Genomic DNA, 19356 nt, shown 5'->3' on the forward strand with positions numbered 1-19356 from the left:
AACTTGCTATTCAAAAGTACTACAAAATTCTGATATTAGCAGGCTTTAAGATCCTATTCAACATGTTATTCAGCGAACAAAATTACAGGCGGGGCGAGTATTGCGGCAGTATTGAGGTAATTTGCGGCTCTATGTTTTCCGGCAAAACAGAGGAATTGTTAAGGCGTTTAAAACGTGCACAGATCGCTAAACTGAATGTAGAGATCTTTAAACCAAAAACAGATACCAGGTATGACGAAACTGCGGTGGTTTCGCACGACCTGAATTCGATCCAGTCTACCCCGGTAGAAAGTTCATCGGCAATTTTACTTTTAGGTGCCAATACGCAGGTGGTAGGTATTGATGAAGCTCAGTTCTTTGACGATAACCTGCCCGAAGTTTGTAACAAGCTTGCACAGAAGGGCATCAGGGTTATTGTTGCCGGACTGGACATGGATTTTCAGGGTCAGCCTTTTGGCCCGGTTCCGGCCTTAATGGCCATTGCCGAACTGGTAACCAAAGTAAATGCAGTTTGCGTACGCTGCGGCAGTCCGGCAGTATATTCCTACCGAACCGCCGCCAGCGAAAGCAGGGTACTGCTGGGCGAAAAAGACAGTTATGAGCCCCGGTGCAGGCATTGTTTTCATTTAGGCGATATGGCCTGAGTTTTGGCTACATCTGGTTCCAGACACAACTATCCTCCAACACTTTTCCTCCAGTTACAGACCTTACCAGGATGGTATTCTTACCTGGCTGCAGTTTAATATGCTCCCATAAAATGATTTTCAAACCGTCCGGTTTCTTCTTCTGGTAAACCTTTCCATTTACCCATAAACTAACCATTCCTGCATTGCAAAACACCTTAACGGTCGCTGTTTTGTTATGTCTGACGTTGTTCCTCTGCTCTGCAATGTACAGCATAGGCTCCGGGTTCCAGTTGGCTTTATAAAAGTAGAAAGCATCCTTTTTTATTTTTCTATCGTACGTTACCAGCCCCTTATCGTTAATGGCATTGTGATCCCCTTCGGTGCGTATGGAAGATCCAAAATCAGCCAGTACCCATACAAATTTACCCCATACAAATGGTCGCTGCTTCAATGCTTCCCAGTGTTTTTCATGGAAGGCAGTCTGCCACTCTTCGGGATGAAAACGCCCGGCGGGGGCAGGTTTAGTGAGCGTTTCAGTATGTTTAAAGGGGCTGGCCCCTGCGCCGTACTCGCTTACCGAGATTGGGGTAAGCGGCAGAACCCGATGTGCATCATCAGCCCATTTCCCCACTTCATCGAAATTGCCGCCATACCAACCGTAATATTTGTTCCAGCCCATCAGATCGGTCAATCCGTTAAATTCTTCCGGCTCCAGATTTGACGCAAGTGTGGTTAACCTACCCGGGTCTTCCTGTTTGGCCAAAGCGTTCAACTCCTTAATAAAAGGCTGCGGATCATCATAATTGAGTTTTAGTTCATTGAACATCCCCCAGAAACAAATGGAGGGGTGGTTGTAATTCTGCCTGATCAGCTCAATGAGCATTTTCCTGGCGTTGGCTTCCAGTTCTTTATTTTTCAGATAACCGGCACCCGTATACCCACCAGGTCCTACAAAGGGAATTTCCGACCAGAGCACAATCCCATTACGATCGCACAGATCATAAAAGTGTTTATTTTGTGGGTAATGCGTTAAACGCATGGCCGTAGCTCCCAGTTCTTTAATGAGCTCCATGTCACTATCATGATCTGCATCGCTCAAAGCAGAACCTTTTCCTGCCAGATCTTCATGGCGGCCCGCACCATAGAGGTCAAGGTATTTCCCGTTCAGAAAAAAGCCTTTGTCAGGGTCTACCTCAAAAAAGCGTAACCCCAAAGATTGTGACACCTGATCAATGAGCTGGTCATTTTTTAAGAGACAAACCTCTACCGTATAAAGGTAAGGGTCAGCCTTCCCGTTCCACAAGCGTGGATTACTAATACGGATATCCTGCCTGGCTTCCCTGCTGTTTACATCGGTAATGTTCACTACCGAAGATGCAACCAGGTTTTTCTCCCGGTCATATACCCTGGTTTTTAATGATAATCCGCGGTCATTTCCAACAGACAGTTTACTTAGTACAGTAATTCTGGCAGATTGCGCAGACACTTGTTCCTGACTGATGTATACCCCTGAAGCGCCATGATCCAAAGGGCTGATGCAATCCTGGTCTGCAATGATCAAAGAAACCGGGCGGTGAATCCCTCCGTACACATTAAAATCGCCATGCAGGGGAATGACATCTAAACGGTAGGCATTGCTGACCTGCACAGTAAGGGCATTGGCCCCCGGCTTCACAAAATTTGTGATTTCCACACAAAAACCGGTATACCCGCCTTTATGTTCATCTACAAATTTGTTGTTCAGCAATACCGTGGCCACACTGTTTGCCCCTTCAAAATACAGAAACAGGCGCTTCCCCTTCATTGCATCCGTTACGTTAAGGGTGTTTTCGTAAATAGCCGAGGTACGGTCATAGTTGGCTACACCCTTTAGCGTTTCTGCTGCATTCCAGGTATGGGGCAGGTTAACCTTTTGTTTTTGTATATTTTGTTCAAAATTGTATGCAAAATAAAATTGCCAGTTCTTATTTAAAGGAAGGATCTGCCTGCCATTACTGCCATATCCGGATACCCCACTAAATAGGAAAAGAATAAAGGCAATGAAGTTCTTATACTGCATGATATGATTTTGTATTTCCGTCTGTTTCTTCAATTATTTTACTTGTTAAGTTTTAACTTCTTTAAAAGCGACCAGGGGTATTTTCTGGTATTCTTATCTTTAAGCATGGTTTCACCATTAATAACATTTAGCAGGTTTCCCCTACCCACGATATTCCCTTTAAAATCGTTTTCTTTCCAGCTCAATCGTTCATACTGTTTCGCTGTTTTACTAAAAACCGCAGATGAAGCCCCGGTATAATGAATGATATTGCGCTCAAACAGCACATTTTTCTGGCCACTGTATTCCACATCAACAAATTCTATCTTAACAGAATCCTTTGAATTGTTATAAAAAACATTACCGGAAACCAATGTACTGTCTGAAGCAGATGCAAAATTAAAAAGCCTTTTACGGTTATTGCCGTCATTTATACTCAGATTATCTCTGATGATGCTGTTCCTGGTCATCCTGCTTTTTACATTTATGGCATCAGAAATAACCAGCATAAATCCACCTTCGTTATCATGACTGTAGTTGTTCTGAATAATGGTATGGTTACAATTGCCATCAATATCAAACGACTGACCGTCGTTTGACCAATCATCATTTTGGGTATAGGCTACTTCATTAAATTGAATTACCGTATTATCGCTGCTGTGCGGCCATATCCCTACCGCGTTGTCTTTTGCTCTTGTCCGGATGTAAAACAATTTATTATGCTCTACTAAAGCACCGTCAAAAGCTTTGATCACAATTCCGTCTCCGCCTATGTCTGAGATAGTACAGCCTCTGATTGTCAGGTTCCTGTTCGGGAACCAATTGTTCCTGAAGCCGAAGGTTCCGTTTCCCCGGATCCCATTACGGTCCACACGTTCCAGCCTGCAGTTTTCAATAAGCAGATTTTCTATATTGCTTGCTTTAGGCCCCTGGCAGTCCCAAAAAATTCCGTGGCCCTCTTTACTGCCTTTTTTATTGTCGCCATTGATGTCGTGCACAAACAAATTTGACAGGCGGATATTGGAAATGGTACCTATATCTTCAGAAAGAATACGGACCCCGGTTGGCCCTGTTTTTTGCTCTTTGACGCCTGCATCAAAATTGGAGATGTCCAGAAACTCAATGGCCAGGTGGCTGATGTTTTTTATCCGCACGGCATCAGTAAACTTACCCTCAGCAGCAATAACAGGCAAAGCGCCCTTACCATAAGCCCCAAAAACAATAGGTTTTTCCTGAGTTCCCGAACCCTGAGGCACCAGTTGTCCCTGCCATTTGCCTCCGCGCTTAAAAAGCACCTGATCGCCGGGATTAAAAACCTGCGCATTCACTTTTTGCAGTGTTTTCCATGGCCGTTTTACCGATGTCCCTTCTTGATTGTCATTTCCATTCTGCGGATCTACGTAGTATTTATTTGCCGCAACAGTATCATTTGCACTTAGTATTCCAGGCATTGTTAAACTGCAAAGCAGCAATAAAAAATTAAGTAGCATCGTTCTTGTCATTGCCATTTCTTTATATAAAACCATCAGATTCATTCAATTTTACGCTAAGTTAGCATCCCCTTCGATATATCCGGAGGGGGAATTGTGATTACCAACCTGGGTTCTGTACCAGTTTCGGAGATTTTGCAATCTCAGACTCAGGGATAGGGAACAGGTAAAATGCCGGTCTGAATGCATGCGGTTTGATATCTATCACTTCATAGGTGAAATTATTCCCTGTTTTTGTGATTTTCATTCCTTTTAACATTACATTGTCTGTTACTTCCGCAATTTTCCATCTTCTTACATCCCATATCCTATGCTCTTCCAGTGCAAGTTCTACCCGGCGCTCATTCTGAATAACCAAACGCATCTCGTCCTTGGTAATGCCACTCTTTAATCCATAACTGCTATTTAATCCCGGCAATATGCCAGCCCGCTTCCTGATTTGGATCAGGGCATTGTATACTTCAGCTGTGGGACCCTGGTATTCATTTAATGCTTCTGCATAATTGAGCAGAATTTCAGCATAACGGATTAAAGGATAGCAGCGCTCGGTATTTCCTGAACCATCTTCAATCATCATCTTTCTCCAATAATAACCCGGAATATTGATCGGTCCTGTAGCAGCTGGTCCGTCCGGACTCGAACCTACAAAAGTATTAACGGCCACCATGGCATTGCTACTGGCCAGAAAGAACCTGGAGCCATTGTAAATAATGCTGTTTCCAAAACGTGGATCCCTTTTAACATAGGGATCATTAGGGTTATATCCTGAAGCAGGATCGGTTATTGGCAATCCGTTTTCCATTCCAAAAGCATCCACCAGCTGCTGGGTCGGCGCACTCGACTTACCGCTTCCGGTTCTTGAAGTAGGCAGCAGATTATTTTCATATTCCCTGTTTGGGGCCTTCATTGCAGCAAAAAGGTACTCATTATTGTAACGCTTCAGAAACACATTGTAAAATCCATAGCCCATCCGCGTTACATTATCCTCCATCAAAGCATAGCTGCCTGAGTTGATGATCTCTTTTGCTGCCTGCGCGGCCTTATTCCAGCGTTCCGGATCTGCTGTAGCATAGCCGGCAATATTCTTCAGCGCTGCATCAGTGGCAATCCCCCCTCCGTTAAACAATGGACTGGCAGCATACAATAACATTCTCGACTTTAAGCCCATACAAGCTCCCTTGGTAATGCGGCCATAGTCCTGCTGTGGCTGCTCACTGAACGAGGGGAGGTCTACTGCAGCCGCTTCGCACTCCTTTACAATATAATCTACACAGTCGCCATAATTAGAACGGGTCAGATCAATGTTATCAGTAGCCGTATAGGTTGCATCCCCTATCAGAGGGACCCCGCCATACACTTTTACCAGCTGAAAATAATACCAGGCCCTCAGGAAACGGGCTTCAGCTTTCAATTGTTTCTTTAAGCGCTCACTTAAAGGGCTACGTCCAATATTTAAAAGAAAAACGTTGGCCCTTCTTATGTTTTCCCAGGGCGTTTTCCAGTTATTCAATACCTGTGCCTGCTTGGCAACATTGGTACTGGAGGCAGAAAGCGCTCCGCTGGCCATTAATATCGCATCGTTCTGTGGCCCCGTAAAACGAACAGGGATGGCCTCATCTGCCAATACCGGGTGCCCGCCACCTTCCCAGCGGTTGGCGTCGAAGTTAAAGCCCACATCCACGTAAGAACGTGTGAGGAAGGCAATAGTCCGCACGCTATCTGTAAAAGTAGATTCCTCATTTAAGTCACTAGGTTGTTTGGCGTCAAGAAAACTTCCTTTTTTACAGGCCCCGACTCCCAACAGGAGCACTGCCATTATAAAGTATATATTTTTTTTCATGGTCTTACTCATTATAATGAAAAGTTAGCACCGAAATTATAGATGCGTTGATTAGGATATGCAGTAATTGCACCGGTATTGATGATTCCACCCGACGCATTAACCGACTCGGGATCTGCCTGATAGAACTTGTTTACATTTGTCCAGGTTAGCAGGTTATACCCGTTTGCATATATCCTGATACCCTTGAAACCAATAGCCTTTGTCCACTGAACCGGCAACTGGTACCCTACCTCCATGGTTTTTAGCCTTAAGTACTTGGCGTCTACTAACCAGAAATCTGATAAAGATACGTTTGCACGGCTGATGGTACTATTGGTTCCCAGTAAAGGAAGTTTTGCTTTATTGCCCAGTTCAGGTGTCCAGGATTGTTTGTGTATGGGCTGAAAATTAGAACTTAAGCCCTCAATGGCTTCCGAAGCAAAATACATGGAGTAATCGTACGAGCCTTGCAACAATGCACTGAAACTAAAACCTTTGTAATTAAAACCAAGGGTTAAGCCCATCGTGGTACTTGGTAAGTTCGGGCTCCCTACCGGCCGTTGGTCCAATGCGTCAATGATTCCATCTCCGTTCAGGTCCTTGTACTTTAAGTCGCCGGGCTTGATGGCTGTGGTCGGCTTGGCGCTGTTTGCTATATCATCCGCATTCTGGTAATACCCCTCAAACACATAACCAAAACCCTGGCCCACAGGCTGACCGGTTCTTGCCAGCCATGGATATCTCGGATTTGCCTCATCTCTGAAAACAATTTTATTTTTGGCGTATGAAAAGGTTGCGCGGGCAAAATACTGGAAGCTGTTAATATTGTCCCTGTAGTTCAGTTCGCCATCCCAGCCCCTGTTATTCACCTTTCCCAGGTTAACAGGAGGAAGACCGATACCAACAATAAGGGGAACACTTGCCCTGCTGGTCAGGATGTCAAACCTGTTGTTGTTGAAATAATCTACTGTAACCGTAAACTTTCCCTCAAACATACTCATATCCAATCCCACATCTGCTTTCTTCTCCTTTTCCCAGGTCACGTTATCATTGCCAAGGGTCCCCTCCAGTATCCCGGCATAGCTGTTGTGTTGCTGTCCAAAAGAATAGCTACCACTATTGGTATAAACCTGATCATATACAAACTTTGCATCACCGATATTATCGGAGCCAACTAAACCATATGATCCCCTGACTTTAAACAGGTTGATAAACGGAATGTTCTTTTTGAAAAAGGATTCTTCGGCAATGTTCCATCCGGCAGATATTGCCGGGAACCAGCCATTGCGTTTTTTGCCAACAAATTTATCGGTACCGTTTCGCGCTGCATTAAATTCCAGCATATACTTTTGTTTATAATCGTATCCGGCCCTTAGGGTAACACCCCTGAAGTTTGTAGGCAAACTTGATCCTGCCTTACCATTGTCATTTTCGATATAACTGTTCCTGTTGTATAACCCCAATGCATATACCCGGTGGGCATCAAAATTGCGATCATAATTCAAAGAAGCCTGAACATTGGTAGTTCTGGAAACACCTCCTGCTGAACGGCTCAGGTTATAGGCTGGTATCCGGTAAATGGTGGCATCTTTAGGGGTATAGGTTCCTGTTTCCTGGTTGTAGTAATACATCGGAAAGCTTGTGCTGGTCCTTGCCAGGCCCCTGGTATTCGTCTGCGAACTGGCATACGAGATCAATGCCTTTGCTGATAAGCCCTGGGTAAGCATGTCCAGTTTCTGCGTTCCCCCGAAAGTGATGTTCAGGTCATTGTCAAAACTTCGGTTATAACCCTGTGTAGCTATCCTTCCTACCACGTTTACACCACTTAAACTGGCATTGGTTCCATAACTGCCATCCGGATTATATACCGCATAGGCAAAGGGGGGCAAAAAATTAAAGCTATAGATTTCACCGATAAGTCCATTTGAGTTAGGGCTATTCGTGATCGGCTCGTTTGTTTCGCCAAAGCGGCCCGTCATATCCAGCCTGAAATTTAGTGTTTTGGTGGCCTGAATATCCAGGTTTGACCGGAAATTGTAACGCTTATAATAATGAGTATTGTTTACTTCGCTTTTTTTGCTGAAATCTCTCAACGCTCCGTTTTGCCACAAATAGCCTAATGAAACGAAATACTTGACACTCTCCGTACCACCAGAAATATCCAGATTGTTTCTTGAAATCAGCGAAGTTGGCTTCATAAGTGTCTTAAACCAGTCTACATCAGGATGTCCATAGGGGTCACTGCCGTCCTTAAAAAGTTCAAGGTCCCTGTCTGTAAAACGCTTGGTCTGGTCACTGTTTACCAGGGCCTCGTTGGTCAGCAAAGCGGCTTCATAAGAACCTAAAAATTTAGGGGTAAATGTTTTTTGCTGTAATCCCAATTCAGATTTAAAATTAATCACGGGTGCTCCGGCTACACCTCTTCTGGTGGTAATTACCATTACTCCGTTTGCGCCTTTAACACCATAAATTGCAGTTGTGGAAGCATCTTTAAGAATGGAGATGCTTTCAATCTCATTCGGATCGAGTTGGGCAACGTCAGAGTAGCTGTATTCAATATCGTCTACAATAATCAAGGGGCGTTGTCCGGGAGTATAACTACTGACCCCCCGAATAAAGAAATCTGCACCATCTTTGCCCGGCTGGCCGCTTCTCTGCTGAGAGAAGAAGCCCGGTAATCTGCCAGCCAGGGTATTCTGGACACTGGCTGTTGGATTTTGCCGGATTTCAGCAGCATTAATGGAACTCACTGCCCCGGTATTGGTAATTTTCTTTTGTTTACCAAAACCCACAACGATTACTTCTTCAAGTCCTTTGGCATCAACCGTAAGGGTAACATTTACTTCCGATTTACCAGCAACGTTTACTTCCTGAGAAATAAAACCTATACTCCTTACGATAATGGTTTGACTGCCACCCTTGAGTGTCAACTGAAACCCCCCGTCTGCCCCGGTCTGGGCCCCATTGTTGGGAAGCCCTTTTTCACTAATAGTGGCACCAGGCATCGGTCCCCCGCTTTCCCTGACCAATCCTTTTATCACTTTGGTTTGCGCCAGCAAAATACCCGGCCCGAAGAAAACCATTGCAAGTGTGATATATATAATTCTTTGCATAACCTTTGTTCGTTTAGTTTATTTCCAGAGAACCATATGACCTACCAGCCCTGGTTTTGGATTAAATTTGTGTTTTTAGTGATCTCACTGTAAGGAATCGGATAACTGTACATTTTTCCTGCATCAAATGTTACCGTTGCCGCTTCAACCGGTGTATAGGTAAATACCCCTGGAGCTGTACGTATAATTTTCATTCCATGCAGTTTTCCATTCATCACCTGTTCAGCAATCTTCCATCTTCTGATGTCCCAGAACCGTTGCTCTTCAAAAGCCATCTCCACCCTTCTTTCATGACGGATCACTTCTCTCATCTGGTCCTTTGTAAGATTTGCAGCCAATGTAAAAGGTACCAATCCTGCCCGTTGCCTGATATCTTCAATTGCCTTTTTTACCTCTGCCGTTGGCCCGGAATATTCATTCTGTGCCTCGGCAAAATTCAACAGGGTCTCTGCAAAACGAAAAATAATGGGGTTGTGCGTCTGATTACTGTAAGTTGTCGCATTGGAGAAATCGGCCATAAACTTCCTGGCATAGTAACCTGTACGGGTTTGTGTAACAATGCCGCCCGGTTTATCCAAGCCCCCCTCAAAGGTTTCCACGGCCCGTTTTACCCAGATCATTCCGTTGTGGAAAATTGTATGATAAAAACGCGGATCACGCGAAAAGTATGGGTTTGACGCACTATAGCCCGATGTCGGATCAGTAATTGCTTTTCCGTTTTTCATTTCAAAAGCATCTACCAATTCCTGTGTCGGGCTGGTCAGGCCGTTGCTGGCTACTGCATCTGTATATCCGATTGGCGCATTGTTCCGCTCAACAGAAATATCTGGTGTACGCTGAAAAGCCAGAATAACTTCTTTGTTTTTACGGGTAGTAAACACATTCAGGTAAGAACTTTCCAATCCAATGGTGTTCGTTAGCGTCATCAGGTCTCTCGCTGCATTCGCCGCCGCAAGCCATTTCGAAGGATCGTTGTTGCTGTTGTATAATGGACTAGCCAGATACAATAAAAGCCGCGACTTTAACGCCAGTGCAGCAGCCTTGGAAACCCGGCCTAAATCTGCGTCCTGAATCGGATTAGGCCGGAGCTGGTCTTTTACTGCTTCGAGTTCAGAAAGTATATACTGACTGCATTCCTCTGCAGCATTTCTTTTAATTGCCAAATCATCATTGATTGTCAGTATCCGATCTCCAAGCAGTGGAACACCACCGTAACGTTTAAAAAGTTCAAAATAAAACATGGCCCGCAAAAACCGGCTTTCGGCTATCCAGTAGTTTTTCTCGGCAATCATAGTTTTGAGAAAAGGCACCTTTCCAATATTGGCCAGGAAAATATTGACTTTTCTGATGCCCCTGTAATTTTTGTCCCAGGCATCGTCTACCACACTGAAAGAACTGATCCTTCCGTTTGTAAAAGACTCTATGTTACTCGAAGCCCTTGAGGAAATGGCATCATCGGTGGCGGCATCCAACATATCATTGGTAGACAATCCTGCAAAATTTGAGCCTATACGGTTGTAACCTGTAGGAAGTAAAGTATAGGTATCATTAAGAAAATTCTTGGCGTAATTGCCCAATGAATCTGTTGTATCAAAGATCAGATCCTCGGTCCATCTTTCCAGCGGGACTTCTTCAATATTATTTTTCTTACATGCGGTTAAACACAATAATCCGCCCAATAAGATGTATATAAAATGTTTCATAGGATTAAAGTTTAATGTTGATTCCTGCGTTAACAATTCTTTGTGCCGGGTAGGCAACACCAAAGGTTTCCGGGTCGTAGTCTTTTGTCTCCGAGAAGGTGTAAAGGTTCATTCCATTTACAAAAACACGGATCGATGCCAGCTTAACCTTTGCAGCCAGTCGCGAAGGCAAGGAATAGCCCAGTTCCATATTTTTTAACCGCATATAATTGCCCGAACGCAGCCAGAAAGAGGAACTGGCCTGGTTATTCGGGTTGCTTCCAACTGAAAGACGCGGATAGGTAGCTGTTGCTGCAGTTGCAGGAGTCCAGCGGTTCAGATGCTGTTCAAAGGCCTGTCCTTTCCCTTCGCTCTGAAATTCCCATTGGGTAGGGCCGTTTACATACACATTACGGTTTTGTGCACCTTGGAGCAAAGCACTGAAATCAAAGCCCTTGTAGTCAAACCCAAAGTTCAATCCATAATAAATAATCGGTCTTTTATTTTTCAACCCGGTTACATCAAACTGGTTAATGATCCCGTCTTTGTTCAAATCCCGGTATTTGATGTCGCCCGGAACAGGATTATAGCCTTCTGTTTTAGGACTGTTTGCAATATCTGCTGCATTCTGATAGAAGCCCTCTGCAATATATCCAAAGGTTTGGTCTGTCCTTTGCCCGGTTCTTTTCATCCAATCGTATTCTCTCCGCACCTCATCACTATACTCAATGACATTGTTGTTGGATGTTACATTTCCGGCAATGAAATAATTGAAATTCTTAACATGATCACGATAGGCCGCATTCAGATCAATCCCTTTATACCTGATTCTTCCAATGTTTTCCAGGGGGAAGGTGTTTCCGATAATACTGGTATTTTTTCCCCTGGTTTGCAGTAAATCAAAAAACTTGTTGTTATAATACTCTGCAGTCAGCGTCAGTTTATCCTGAAACAATCCAAAATCAACTCCGAGGTTAAATTTATCCGCTTTTTCCCAGGTTACATTCGGATTAGCTAAGGTCTGCTCTCCTACAGAAAAAACGAAGGTACCCGATCCGGTTCCGAAATAATAACCCTCACCATCAGCAAAATACTGATTGTAAACAAAATAGCCTGCATTGGCATTTCCCGTCCGGCCATAACTGCTGCGCAATTTTAAGGTAGTGAGCCAATTTACATGATTTGCTATAAAGTCTTCTTTTGCTATGTTCCAACCCAAGCCGGCAGCAGGAAAGAAGCCATAACGTTTGCCATCGCGATAGCGGTTCAGTCCGCTATAGTTCATCACCACCTCTGCCAGGTATTTTGCTTTGTAATCGTATGAAAATGTTCCGCCCAGGGTTTTGTAAGTCAGCGGCAAATCGCTATAAATACTGATAGACTGAATGTTGGCTGTAGCTAAGGCTTTGATGTGATGCCCGCCAAAAGACTGGTCATAACCTGCAGAAAGTTCAGAATAGAGGTTTTTGTATTGATAGGTATTGGTACTGGTACCAGGATTAATTGTTCCATCAGTACCAAAACGCTGGTAAGTAATACCAGCAGGGTCATTTTTACCCTGATAAACAGCAAACGTTTTTCCCCGCGGGGTCACCTCCGCCAGGTTGGTGTTAAAGGTCACAAAACCTTTTACCCACAAGCCCTTGAGCACATCTTTCAGGTCCCTTTTTAAAGACAGGTCTGCTGACATTTCCCTGGAATAACTCAAAGTATAACCCGAGCGCACGCTTTGTCCGTAAATGTTTCTTTGGTAATCCTTATTGCCTCCTAAAGAGCCATCCGGATTAAACAAAGGATAGGCGCCATTAGGTGTAGTAGCCAGCGAAGCAAAAATCGTATTTATGCCCAGGTTTACAGATCTTCCATTGAAAGTAGCAACGCCGCTTCCCCCCGGAGCAGTACCATTTTCAATCCTCCCAAACAGGTTCAGGTTGAGCATCAGGTTGCTGGTCAGGTCAACATCTATATTGGTACGTACGATGTATCTTTTGAAATCTGAATTGGTATTGTAGGTATTCTCATCAGATGTCTTTAAAAGCCCCTTCTGATCCAGATAATCTACACCTACAAAGTAACGCGCACTGTTTCCCCCGCCCGAAGTATGAAGGTTGTAACGGGTAAAAGGAGCATTATTCCGTAGTATCTCTTTATACCAGTTTACATCGGGATGTCCCATCGGATCTGAACCGTTCCGGTAAGCTTCCAGATCTTCGGCAGTGTAAACAGGTGCTTTCCCATCGTTAACCAAAGCCTCATTATATAACGTAGCATAATTAAAGGCATTTAAGGGTTTAGGCATACGCATCGGTGTTTGCAGCCCTCGTTGCGCGGTGAAGGAAATCTTTTGTTTACCAACCTCGCCTTTTCTGGTTGTGATCAGTATCGCCCCACCCGATCCCCGAACGCCAAGCATTGCAGTAGCAAGGGCGTCTTTCAGAACGGTAACAGATTCGATCTCTTCCGGGTCTATTGAACTCACATCTCTGGGTACGCCATTGATCAGGATCGTTGGCGACTGTCCCCTTAAAAAATAGTTTGAAGCATCCAGACCGGGTATACCGGTTGACTGAAGGGTACTTAGTCCAGACATTCTCCCGGTCAGTGCATTATTAACAGCCGTGACTGGTGAACTGAGCAAATCCCTGGCATATACACTTTCGGTAGATAAAATGCTCGAAGACCTGCTTTGAGTATCATACAAACGATAAACACTGTTTTGCGGTTTTTCCGACTCTATAAGCACCAGATCGAACTTCCCTCCTGAAACATTTATCTCTTTTGTAAGATATCCCTTTAAAGAGAAAACAGCGACCTCGCCCGAATCGATCAGCAAAGAATATTGTCCCTTGCTATCTGAGGTTACAGCAGTGCTACCCGACTTGTTTCTGACCTGCACCCCAAAGAGCGGCTCTCCGTAGATATTTGTCAGCCGGCCGCTCAGCACTCCTGGGGTTACCACCGGACTAACCGTTCCTTTGTCACGTTTTTCAACCTGGGCAAAGGAAAAAATGGGAACAAGTACAACAAACAGCAGTCCTGTAAATAAGAACTTTCCGTATGCATACGGTCCCAATGCTTTTAAGTAAAATTTCATCATAATTTGTTTAGTTAAGTTATTGATGATGGGCATCAAAAATTATTTGGCTGTTGTAAAGGTGTCCGGATTATTAAAAACAGAGGGATGAAAATCCTCGCTATTTGGGGAGAAAATCTTGTTTTAATATCAAAAAACAGTATCTTCAATTGCTTAACTTAACCATCTGAATTTAACCAGTGATCATCAAACGAACCATTTTGACGGTCTTTGTCATTCTGGTACAATTGTACTGTAAAGGACAAGAGCTTGTCTTCAACCATCTGATGGCCGAAGATGGCTTGTCGCAGAATTCTATATTTTCCATTACTCAGGACAGCCGGGGCTTTATGTGGTATGGATCCAGGTTTGGATTAAACCGATATGACGGCATCAGGTTTAGTTTGTATAAAAGCAGTGCAACTGATACCAGCACACTTAGCGATGACTACGTAACGGCCTTGTATAACGACACTAAGGGAATATTATGGGTGGGTACAGCCAATGGACTAAACAAATTTGATCCCAGGAAAAACACCTTTAAACGCATTACACTGGCAAAGGTGACCGGCGACAGACCTTACATTTTGGTAAGAAATATTCAGGAAGACAGCCAGGGACGGCTGTGGATTGCCAGCAACAAGGGGCTCTTTTTTCTTAGTGACCGAAACTCTGATAACTTTTCAGGGGCTGAAAAACTGGGACTGCCTTTGAATATTGCAAAAAGTGACATTTTAAGTGTGTTCGAAGACCATGATCATGAGCTGTGGATAGGCACCAACAATGGCCTGGTACGCCTTTCTATCAAAAAACGCATTGAGTCCATCAAAATATTTGTAAATGATAATAGTCCGGGCAGCATCAGCGACAATTCCGTTACGGGAACAGTAGAGGACCTGCAAAAAAAACTGTGGTTTGCAACCGAAAATGGTGGAATAAATCTATTCGACAGGAAGACACAAACTTTTACAGCCTTCAAACATGGGCCGTTAAACAATAACGGGCCTGCACATAATGCCATCAGGAAAATGATCATGACCCGTTCCGGCGAAATATGGATCGGCACCCAGGAAGGGCTCAGCATATTAAACCCGCAAACCAGAAAATTCAGGAATTTCCAGCACCGCAAAGCGAACCCAAAGAGCCTGAACCAAAATTCCATATACAGTATTTACCAGGACATCAATGGCTCGGTATGGATTGGAACATATTATGGTGGGGTAAACGTAGTTTATGCCGCAGCCACAAACTTCAAAACCTGGCAATATCATGAACAGCACCCTGGTTTGAACCATAACGTAGTAAGTGCGATTACGGAAGACAAAAATGGCAAGTTATGGATTGGAACAGAAGGAGGCGGATTAAACTATTACAACTGGAACAACAAACACTTTGGTGCTTATACCTATAATGCAAATGATCCGGAAAGTCTGGGTTCCAACCTTGTAAAAGCAGTTTACAAGGACAAAACCGGAGACATATGGGTGGGCACGCATGGGGGTGGATTAAATCTGCTTAATCAATCGACCGGAAAATTTACCCGGTACCTCACCCACAAGAATGACCTCAATACCACCAGATCTGAAATTGTTGCGATGCTTGAAGACAGCTACGGAAGGTTCTGGGTAGGCAGCCAAACAGGATTAAGAATATTTGACAAGGCCAGTAGCAAACTACAAAATAAGCCCCTTTCAGGTAAATTGAAAATATTTGAAGATAAAAATATTAAATTCCTGTTCGAAGATGCTAAAAAGAACATCTGGATAGCTGCTACTACCGGCCTCTATACTTTTTCCCGAGACCTTAAAGTGTTTCAATCTTTTCGTTTACCAAAAGTGAATAACAGTGTCAGCAATAATTCCAACTTCATCAACTGTATTATCGAAGATCAGGGAGGAAATATCTGGATAGGGTTCTATTATGGCGGTTTAAAGATGTACGATCCAAAAAAACGCAGTTTTTCACGCACCTATGGGGTTAAAGACGGGTTGCTTAGCAGTAACGTACTGGGCATCATTGAAGATGATAAGCGTCAGCTATGGATCAGCACTTCAAATGGCCTTTCGAAATTTGATCCGCAAACACATACCTTCCAAACCTATATTACCAGTGATGGCCTTGCGGGCGATGAATTCAATTACAATTCTTTTTTTAAAGGTAAAGACCGGGAATTCTTTTTTGGCGGTTACAATGGCCTGACCCATTTCTTCCCCGATCAGATCAATAAAAATAACTACCGGGCACCGGTTGTGTTCACCGACTTGCTGCTTTTCAATAAACCCGTAAAAATCGGCACCTCAGATGGGCTGCTGGAACAGGATTTGGGTTTCACCAGCAAGCTACAGCTTAAATACGATCAGAATATTTTTACGATACAGTTTGCTTTGCTGAACTATATCAAATCGAAAAAGAACAAATATGCTTACAAACTGCAGGGCGTAAATACGCAATGGATTGAAACCAGTATTCCGGCCGCATCTTATACCAACCTGCCCTCAGGAAATTATACACTTTTAGTTAAAGGAGCAAACAATGACGGCCTATGGAGTAAAGTCGCAAGCATACAAATCGAGATCCTGCCGCCATTCTGGAAAACCTGGTGGGCATTTTGTATTTATAGCATTTTAGTGGTTGCCATCGTGTTCTTCATTACCAGGTTCTTCTACCTGCGGGAGTTGCTGATCAAAGATGAAGAGCTTCATCAGAACAAACTTAATTTTTTCACAAATGTATCTCATGAAATCCGCACCCACCTTACGCTGATCATGGCTCCGATAGAAAAAATGCTGGATAGCAGCCGGCAAACAGCAGCGCTGAATAAAGAAATGAGCAGCGTAAAAAGTAATGCGGACAGACTGCTGAAACTGGTTAGCGAGCTTATGGACTTCAGAAAAGCAGAGACCAGGCACCTCAAACTCCGGATTACGGCCTATAACCTGGTCGATTTCATTAAAAACATCTATAGTTCCTTTGAAGCGCTGTCAGAAAAAAAACAGATCGATTATACGCTGACCTATGATCAGGAAAGCCTGATGGTTTATTTTGATAAGGAACAGCTTGAAAAGGTCTTTTTCAATGTGATCTCCAATGCATTTAAATTTACCCAAGCCGGTGGTCAGATTGCCATTGCCTTGAAAACCTTATCAGATAAGGTGGTTGTTAATATTACAGATACAGGAAGAGGCATAGCCCCCGAATACATGGATCGTCTGTTTACTAATTTTTTCCAGATAGACGATCATAACATCCAGAATACGGGCTATGGAATTGGCCTGGCCCTTTCAAAGCATATAACAGAACTTCACAAGGGCAGCATTGCAGTAAACAGCATACCTGCCCAGCACGAGGGCCCGGGTTATACCAACTTTACAGTCACACTACAGCTGGGCAATGGGCATTTTAAAAACACCGGTTACCTGCAGCCTGAAGGTTCGGCAACAGAAAACAATAAAAGCAGCATTACACCACCGGCCGAACATAGCGACATATCAAAAACAACAGACGACAGCACCAAAGAAAAAGCTTATACTGTTTTAATTGTCGAAGACAATGCTGCCCTGCGACGACTGATTACGGAATCGTTGGAGGAGGAATACCGTATCATAACCGCTAAAAATGGCGTACACGGCTGGACAAAAGCTACTGAAGAAGTACCAGACCTGATTGTAAGTGACGTGATGATGCCCCAGATGGACGGGTTTACACTTTGCGGCAAACTGAAATCGGATGAAAGGACAAGTCATATCCCTGTTATCCTTTTAACGGCCAAAAGTGCTGAAACAGATCAGATCAGCGGCCTTACGGGCGGGGCGGATGTTTACCTGACAAAACCATTCAGTCAAAAAATACTTCAACTGAATGTGCGCAACCTGCTTACAGCAAGAGCGGTCATGCGCCAGAAATTCAGCAGGCAGCTGATCCTGGAACCCCAGCAAATCGCCCTGGCCCCGGTGGAAGAACAATTCCTCTCCAGGCTCATCCTGATCATTGAAAACAACATGGAAAACGAACATTTCGGTGTAGAACAACTGGCGGAGGGGATTGGAATGAGCCAATCGGTCCTCTATAAAAAGCTCAAAGCACTCACCAATATGTCTGTAAATGACTTTGCAAAATCCATACGCTTAAAGCGTGCAGCCCAGCTATTGCTGCAAAAACAATACACCGTGTATGAAATTGGCTATATGGTAGGTTTTGCAGACCGCAAGTATTTCAGCAGAGAGTTCAAGAAACAATTTGGCAAAACGCCTAGTGAATATATGGACACCGTCAGCCATTAGGACAGTTCTTGCACCTTTTCCCCTCTTTATACTTTTCACAGCACTCCTTTTTCTTTTTGTCCTTTTTCTTCTTTTTATCTTTTTTCTTTGACATGGCCTGTTGAATAAAGTATTAAACAAAAAAAGGTACATACTGTTTTGCCTGTTGCATGAGTATGTACCTTAACACCGGAGAACCGGGAACAATATTGTTTACGCTTCGCTGTAGCTGATCTGGCCTACGTGCTTGTCGATTTGCCATCTGCCGGTTCCTTCTTCGCCAATCACGTCAAACAGTTCAACTGCCCTTCTGGCTTTATATTCTTCTTCTCTTTGCTCTTTAAAGAACCAGTTTAAGAATTCAAGTGTTACGAAATCCTGCTCTTTGTGGCAACGTGCCGCAATATTTTTGATGGATTGGGTTACACTGATCTCCTGCTCAAGGGCTTCCTCAAAAACCTCACGGAAAGAGTTGTACTCAGCTTTAACATTTGTGATCTCAGGAGAAATTGCATTTCCGCCCATATCGAGTACATATTTAAAGAATTTCAACTGGTGCATTCTTTCTTCTTCTGCCTGTTTGAAAAAGTAATCTGCAGAGTAATCATAACCATTGCGGTTGCACCATGAAGCCATAGAAAGGTAAATGGCAGATGAATGTGCTTCTTTTTTTATTTGCTGGTTTATAAGTGCCTCTACATCTGATGAGATTGAACACTTAACACGCATGATGTCTTTCATAATCCTATATATTAATCGTATTATTTTCTAACACAAAAATACGGCGAAGGATTTAAAATAGTGAAAATAAGGTTAATATGGAAAGAATCTAAGTCCAGTTACGTATGCTTAGATTTAGATGACAATGCGGTGCAAACGGTCCTGAATGATATGGTTCAGTTCCAGCATTACAAAAGTTCCCTGCAGCAATTCCTTTAATTCAATGATCTGCATCAGCGACAAAACGTAGCAATGATCGCAGGCGCAGATAAAAAGGATTTCTACATCAGGAGATTTGGTATTGTTTAGCAACAGGTCTTCAATATCGATGTGATAAACTGCCTTTTTCAGTTTCAGAATGTTACGGTAATCAAAACGGGCCAGCTTGCCGGCAAAGTCTACATACCAGCAATTCTCAGCGTCGGACTGATAAATAGCACCAGCTTTAGTACTAAACACCTCAACAAAATCGACTGATGACTGAATGGTTAAATTTTGCATTGATAAATCTTGATGGAGACAAAGGTGATTAT

The 19356-nt window shown here is 43.6% G+C and carries 10 protein-coding genes; 2 read left to right on the top strand and 8 right to left on the bottom strand.

The genetic code is table 11. The annotated features are described in order from the left end of the window. Window positions 1-62: 62 nt before the first annotated feature. Window positions 63-644, top strand: a complete 582-nt coding sequence (locus ABIE26_RS21185; protein ID WP_310145523.1) for a thymidine kinase — start codon at window positions 63-65, stop codon at window positions 642-644. A gap of 7 nt (window positions 645-651) precedes the next feature. Here ABIE26_RS21185 and ABIE26_RS21190 read toward each other — a convergent pair whose 3' ends face one another. The 6 genes from ABIE26_RS21190 to ABIE26_RS21215 form a co-directional block, all read right to left on the bottom strand. Continuing rightward, on the bottom strand, window positions 652-2685 hold the full coding sequence (locus ABIE26_RS21190; RefSeq protein ID WP_354376251.1) for a glycoside hydrolase family 2 protein: 2034 nt from the start codon (window positions 2683-2685) through the stop codon (window positions 652-654). 38 nt (window positions 2686-2723) lie between these two features. Further along, complete coding sequence (locus tag ABIE26_RS21195) at window positions 2724-4115, bottom strand: right-handed parallel beta-helix repeat-containing protein (RefSeq protein ID WP_310145525.1); 1392 nt, start codon at window positions 4113-4115, stop codon at window positions 2724-2726. A gap of 139 nt (window positions 4116-4254) precedes the next feature. After that, on the bottom strand, window positions 4255-5994 hold the full coding sequence (locus ABIE26_RS21200; protein ID WP_310145526.1) for a RagB/SusD family nutrient uptake outer membrane protein: 1740 nt from the start codon (window positions 5992-5994) through the stop codon (window positions 4255-4257). Window positions 5995-6005: 11 nt separating this feature from the next. After that, window positions 6006-9089, bottom strand: coding sequence for a SusC/RagA family TonB-linked outer membrane protein (locus ABIE26_RS21205; RefSeq protein WP_310145528.1), 3084 nt, complete (start codon window positions 9087-9089; stop codon window positions 6006-6008). Between the two features lie 41 nt (window positions 9090-9130). Further along, the gene (locus tag ABIE26_RS21210; RefSeq protein ID WP_310145530.1) at window positions 9131-10792 is read right to left on the bottom strand and encodes a RagB/SusD family nutrient uptake outer membrane protein; all 1662 of its coding nucleotides are present in this window, start codon (window positions 10790-10792) and stop codon (window positions 9131-9133) included. A gap of 4 nt (window positions 10793-10796) precedes the next feature. Continuing rightward, the gene (locus ABIE26_RS21215; protein ID WP_409035707.1) at window positions 10797-13901 is read right to left on the bottom strand and encodes a SusC/RagA family TonB-linked outer membrane protein; all 3105 of its coding nucleotides are present in this window, start codon (window positions 13899-13901) and stop codon (window positions 10797-10799) included. A gap of 143 nt (window positions 13902-14044) precedes the next feature. Between ABIE26_RS21215 and ABIE26_RS21220 the strand changes: the two genes are divergently transcribed. Beyond that, entirely contained in the window at window positions 14045-18124 is a 4080-nt protein-coding gene (locus ABIE26_RS21220) for a hybrid sensor histidine kinase/response regulator transcription factor (RefSeq protein WP_310145534.1), read from the top strand. Between the two features lie 192 nt (window positions 18125-18316). Here ABIE26_RS21220 and ABIE26_RS21225 read toward each other — a convergent pair whose 3' ends face one another. Together ABIE26_RS21225 and ABIE26_RS21230 are read right to left on the bottom strand one after the other, a co-directional pair. After that, a complete protein-coding gene (locus ABIE26_RS21225; protein ID WP_310145536.1) occupies window positions 18317-18844 on the bottom strand; it encodes a ferritin in 528 nt (175 codons plus the stop codon). A 114-nt stretch (window positions 18845-18958) separates the two neighbouring features. Then, window positions 18959-19324, bottom strand: coding sequence for a hypothetical protein (locus ABIE26_RS21230; protein WP_310145538.1), 366 nt, complete (start codon window positions 19322-19324; stop codon window positions 18959-18961). Between the last annotated feature and the right edge of the window lie 32 nt (window positions 19325-19356).

This window comes from Pedobacter africanus, assembly GCF_040548825.1.
GTDB lineage: Bacteria > Bacteroidota > Bacteroidia > Sphingobacteriales > Sphingobacteriaceae > Pedobacter > Pedobacter africanus_A.

What these genes read in the sequence shown, in the direction of transcription:
- ABIE26_RS21185 (WP_310145523.1), top strand. Translation starts at nt 63, where the DNA reads ATGTTATTCAGCGAACAAAATTACAGGCGGGGCGAGTATTGCGGCAGT.
- ABIE26_RS21190 (WP_354376251.1), bottom strand. Translation starts at nt 2,685, where the DNA reads ATGCAGTATAAGAACTTCATTGCCTTTATTCTTTTCCTATTTAGTGGG.
- ABIE26_RS21195 (WP_310145525.1), bottom strand. Translation starts at nt 4,115, where the DNA reads ATGCCTGGAATACTAAGTGCAAATGATACTGTTGCGGCAAATAAATAC.
- ABIE26_RS21200 (WP_310145526.1), bottom strand. Translation starts at nt 5,994, where the DNA reads ATGAAAAAAAATATATACTTTATAATGGCAGTGCTCCTGTTGGGAGTC.
- ABIE26_RS21205 (WP_310145528.1), bottom strand. Translation starts at nt 9,089, where the DNA reads ATGCAAAGAATTATATATATCACACTTGCAATGGTTTTCTTCGGGCCG.
- ABIE26_RS21210 (WP_310145530.1), bottom strand. Translation starts at nt 10,792, where the DNA reads ATGAAACATTTTATATACATCTTATTGGGCGGATTATTGTGTTTAACC.
- ABIE26_RS21215 (WP_409035707.1), bottom strand. Translation starts at nt 13,901, where the DNA reads ATGCCCATCATCAATAACTTAACTAAACAAATTATGATGAAATTTTAC.
- ABIE26_RS21225 (WP_310145536.1), bottom strand. Translation starts at nt 18,844, where the DNA reads ATGAAAGACATCATGCGTGTTAAGTGTTCAATCTCATCAGATGTAGAG.
- ABIE26_RS21230 (WP_310145538.1), bottom strand. Translation starts at nt 19,324, where the DNA reads ATGCAAAATTTAACCATTCAGTCATCAGTCGATTTTGTTGAGGTGTTT.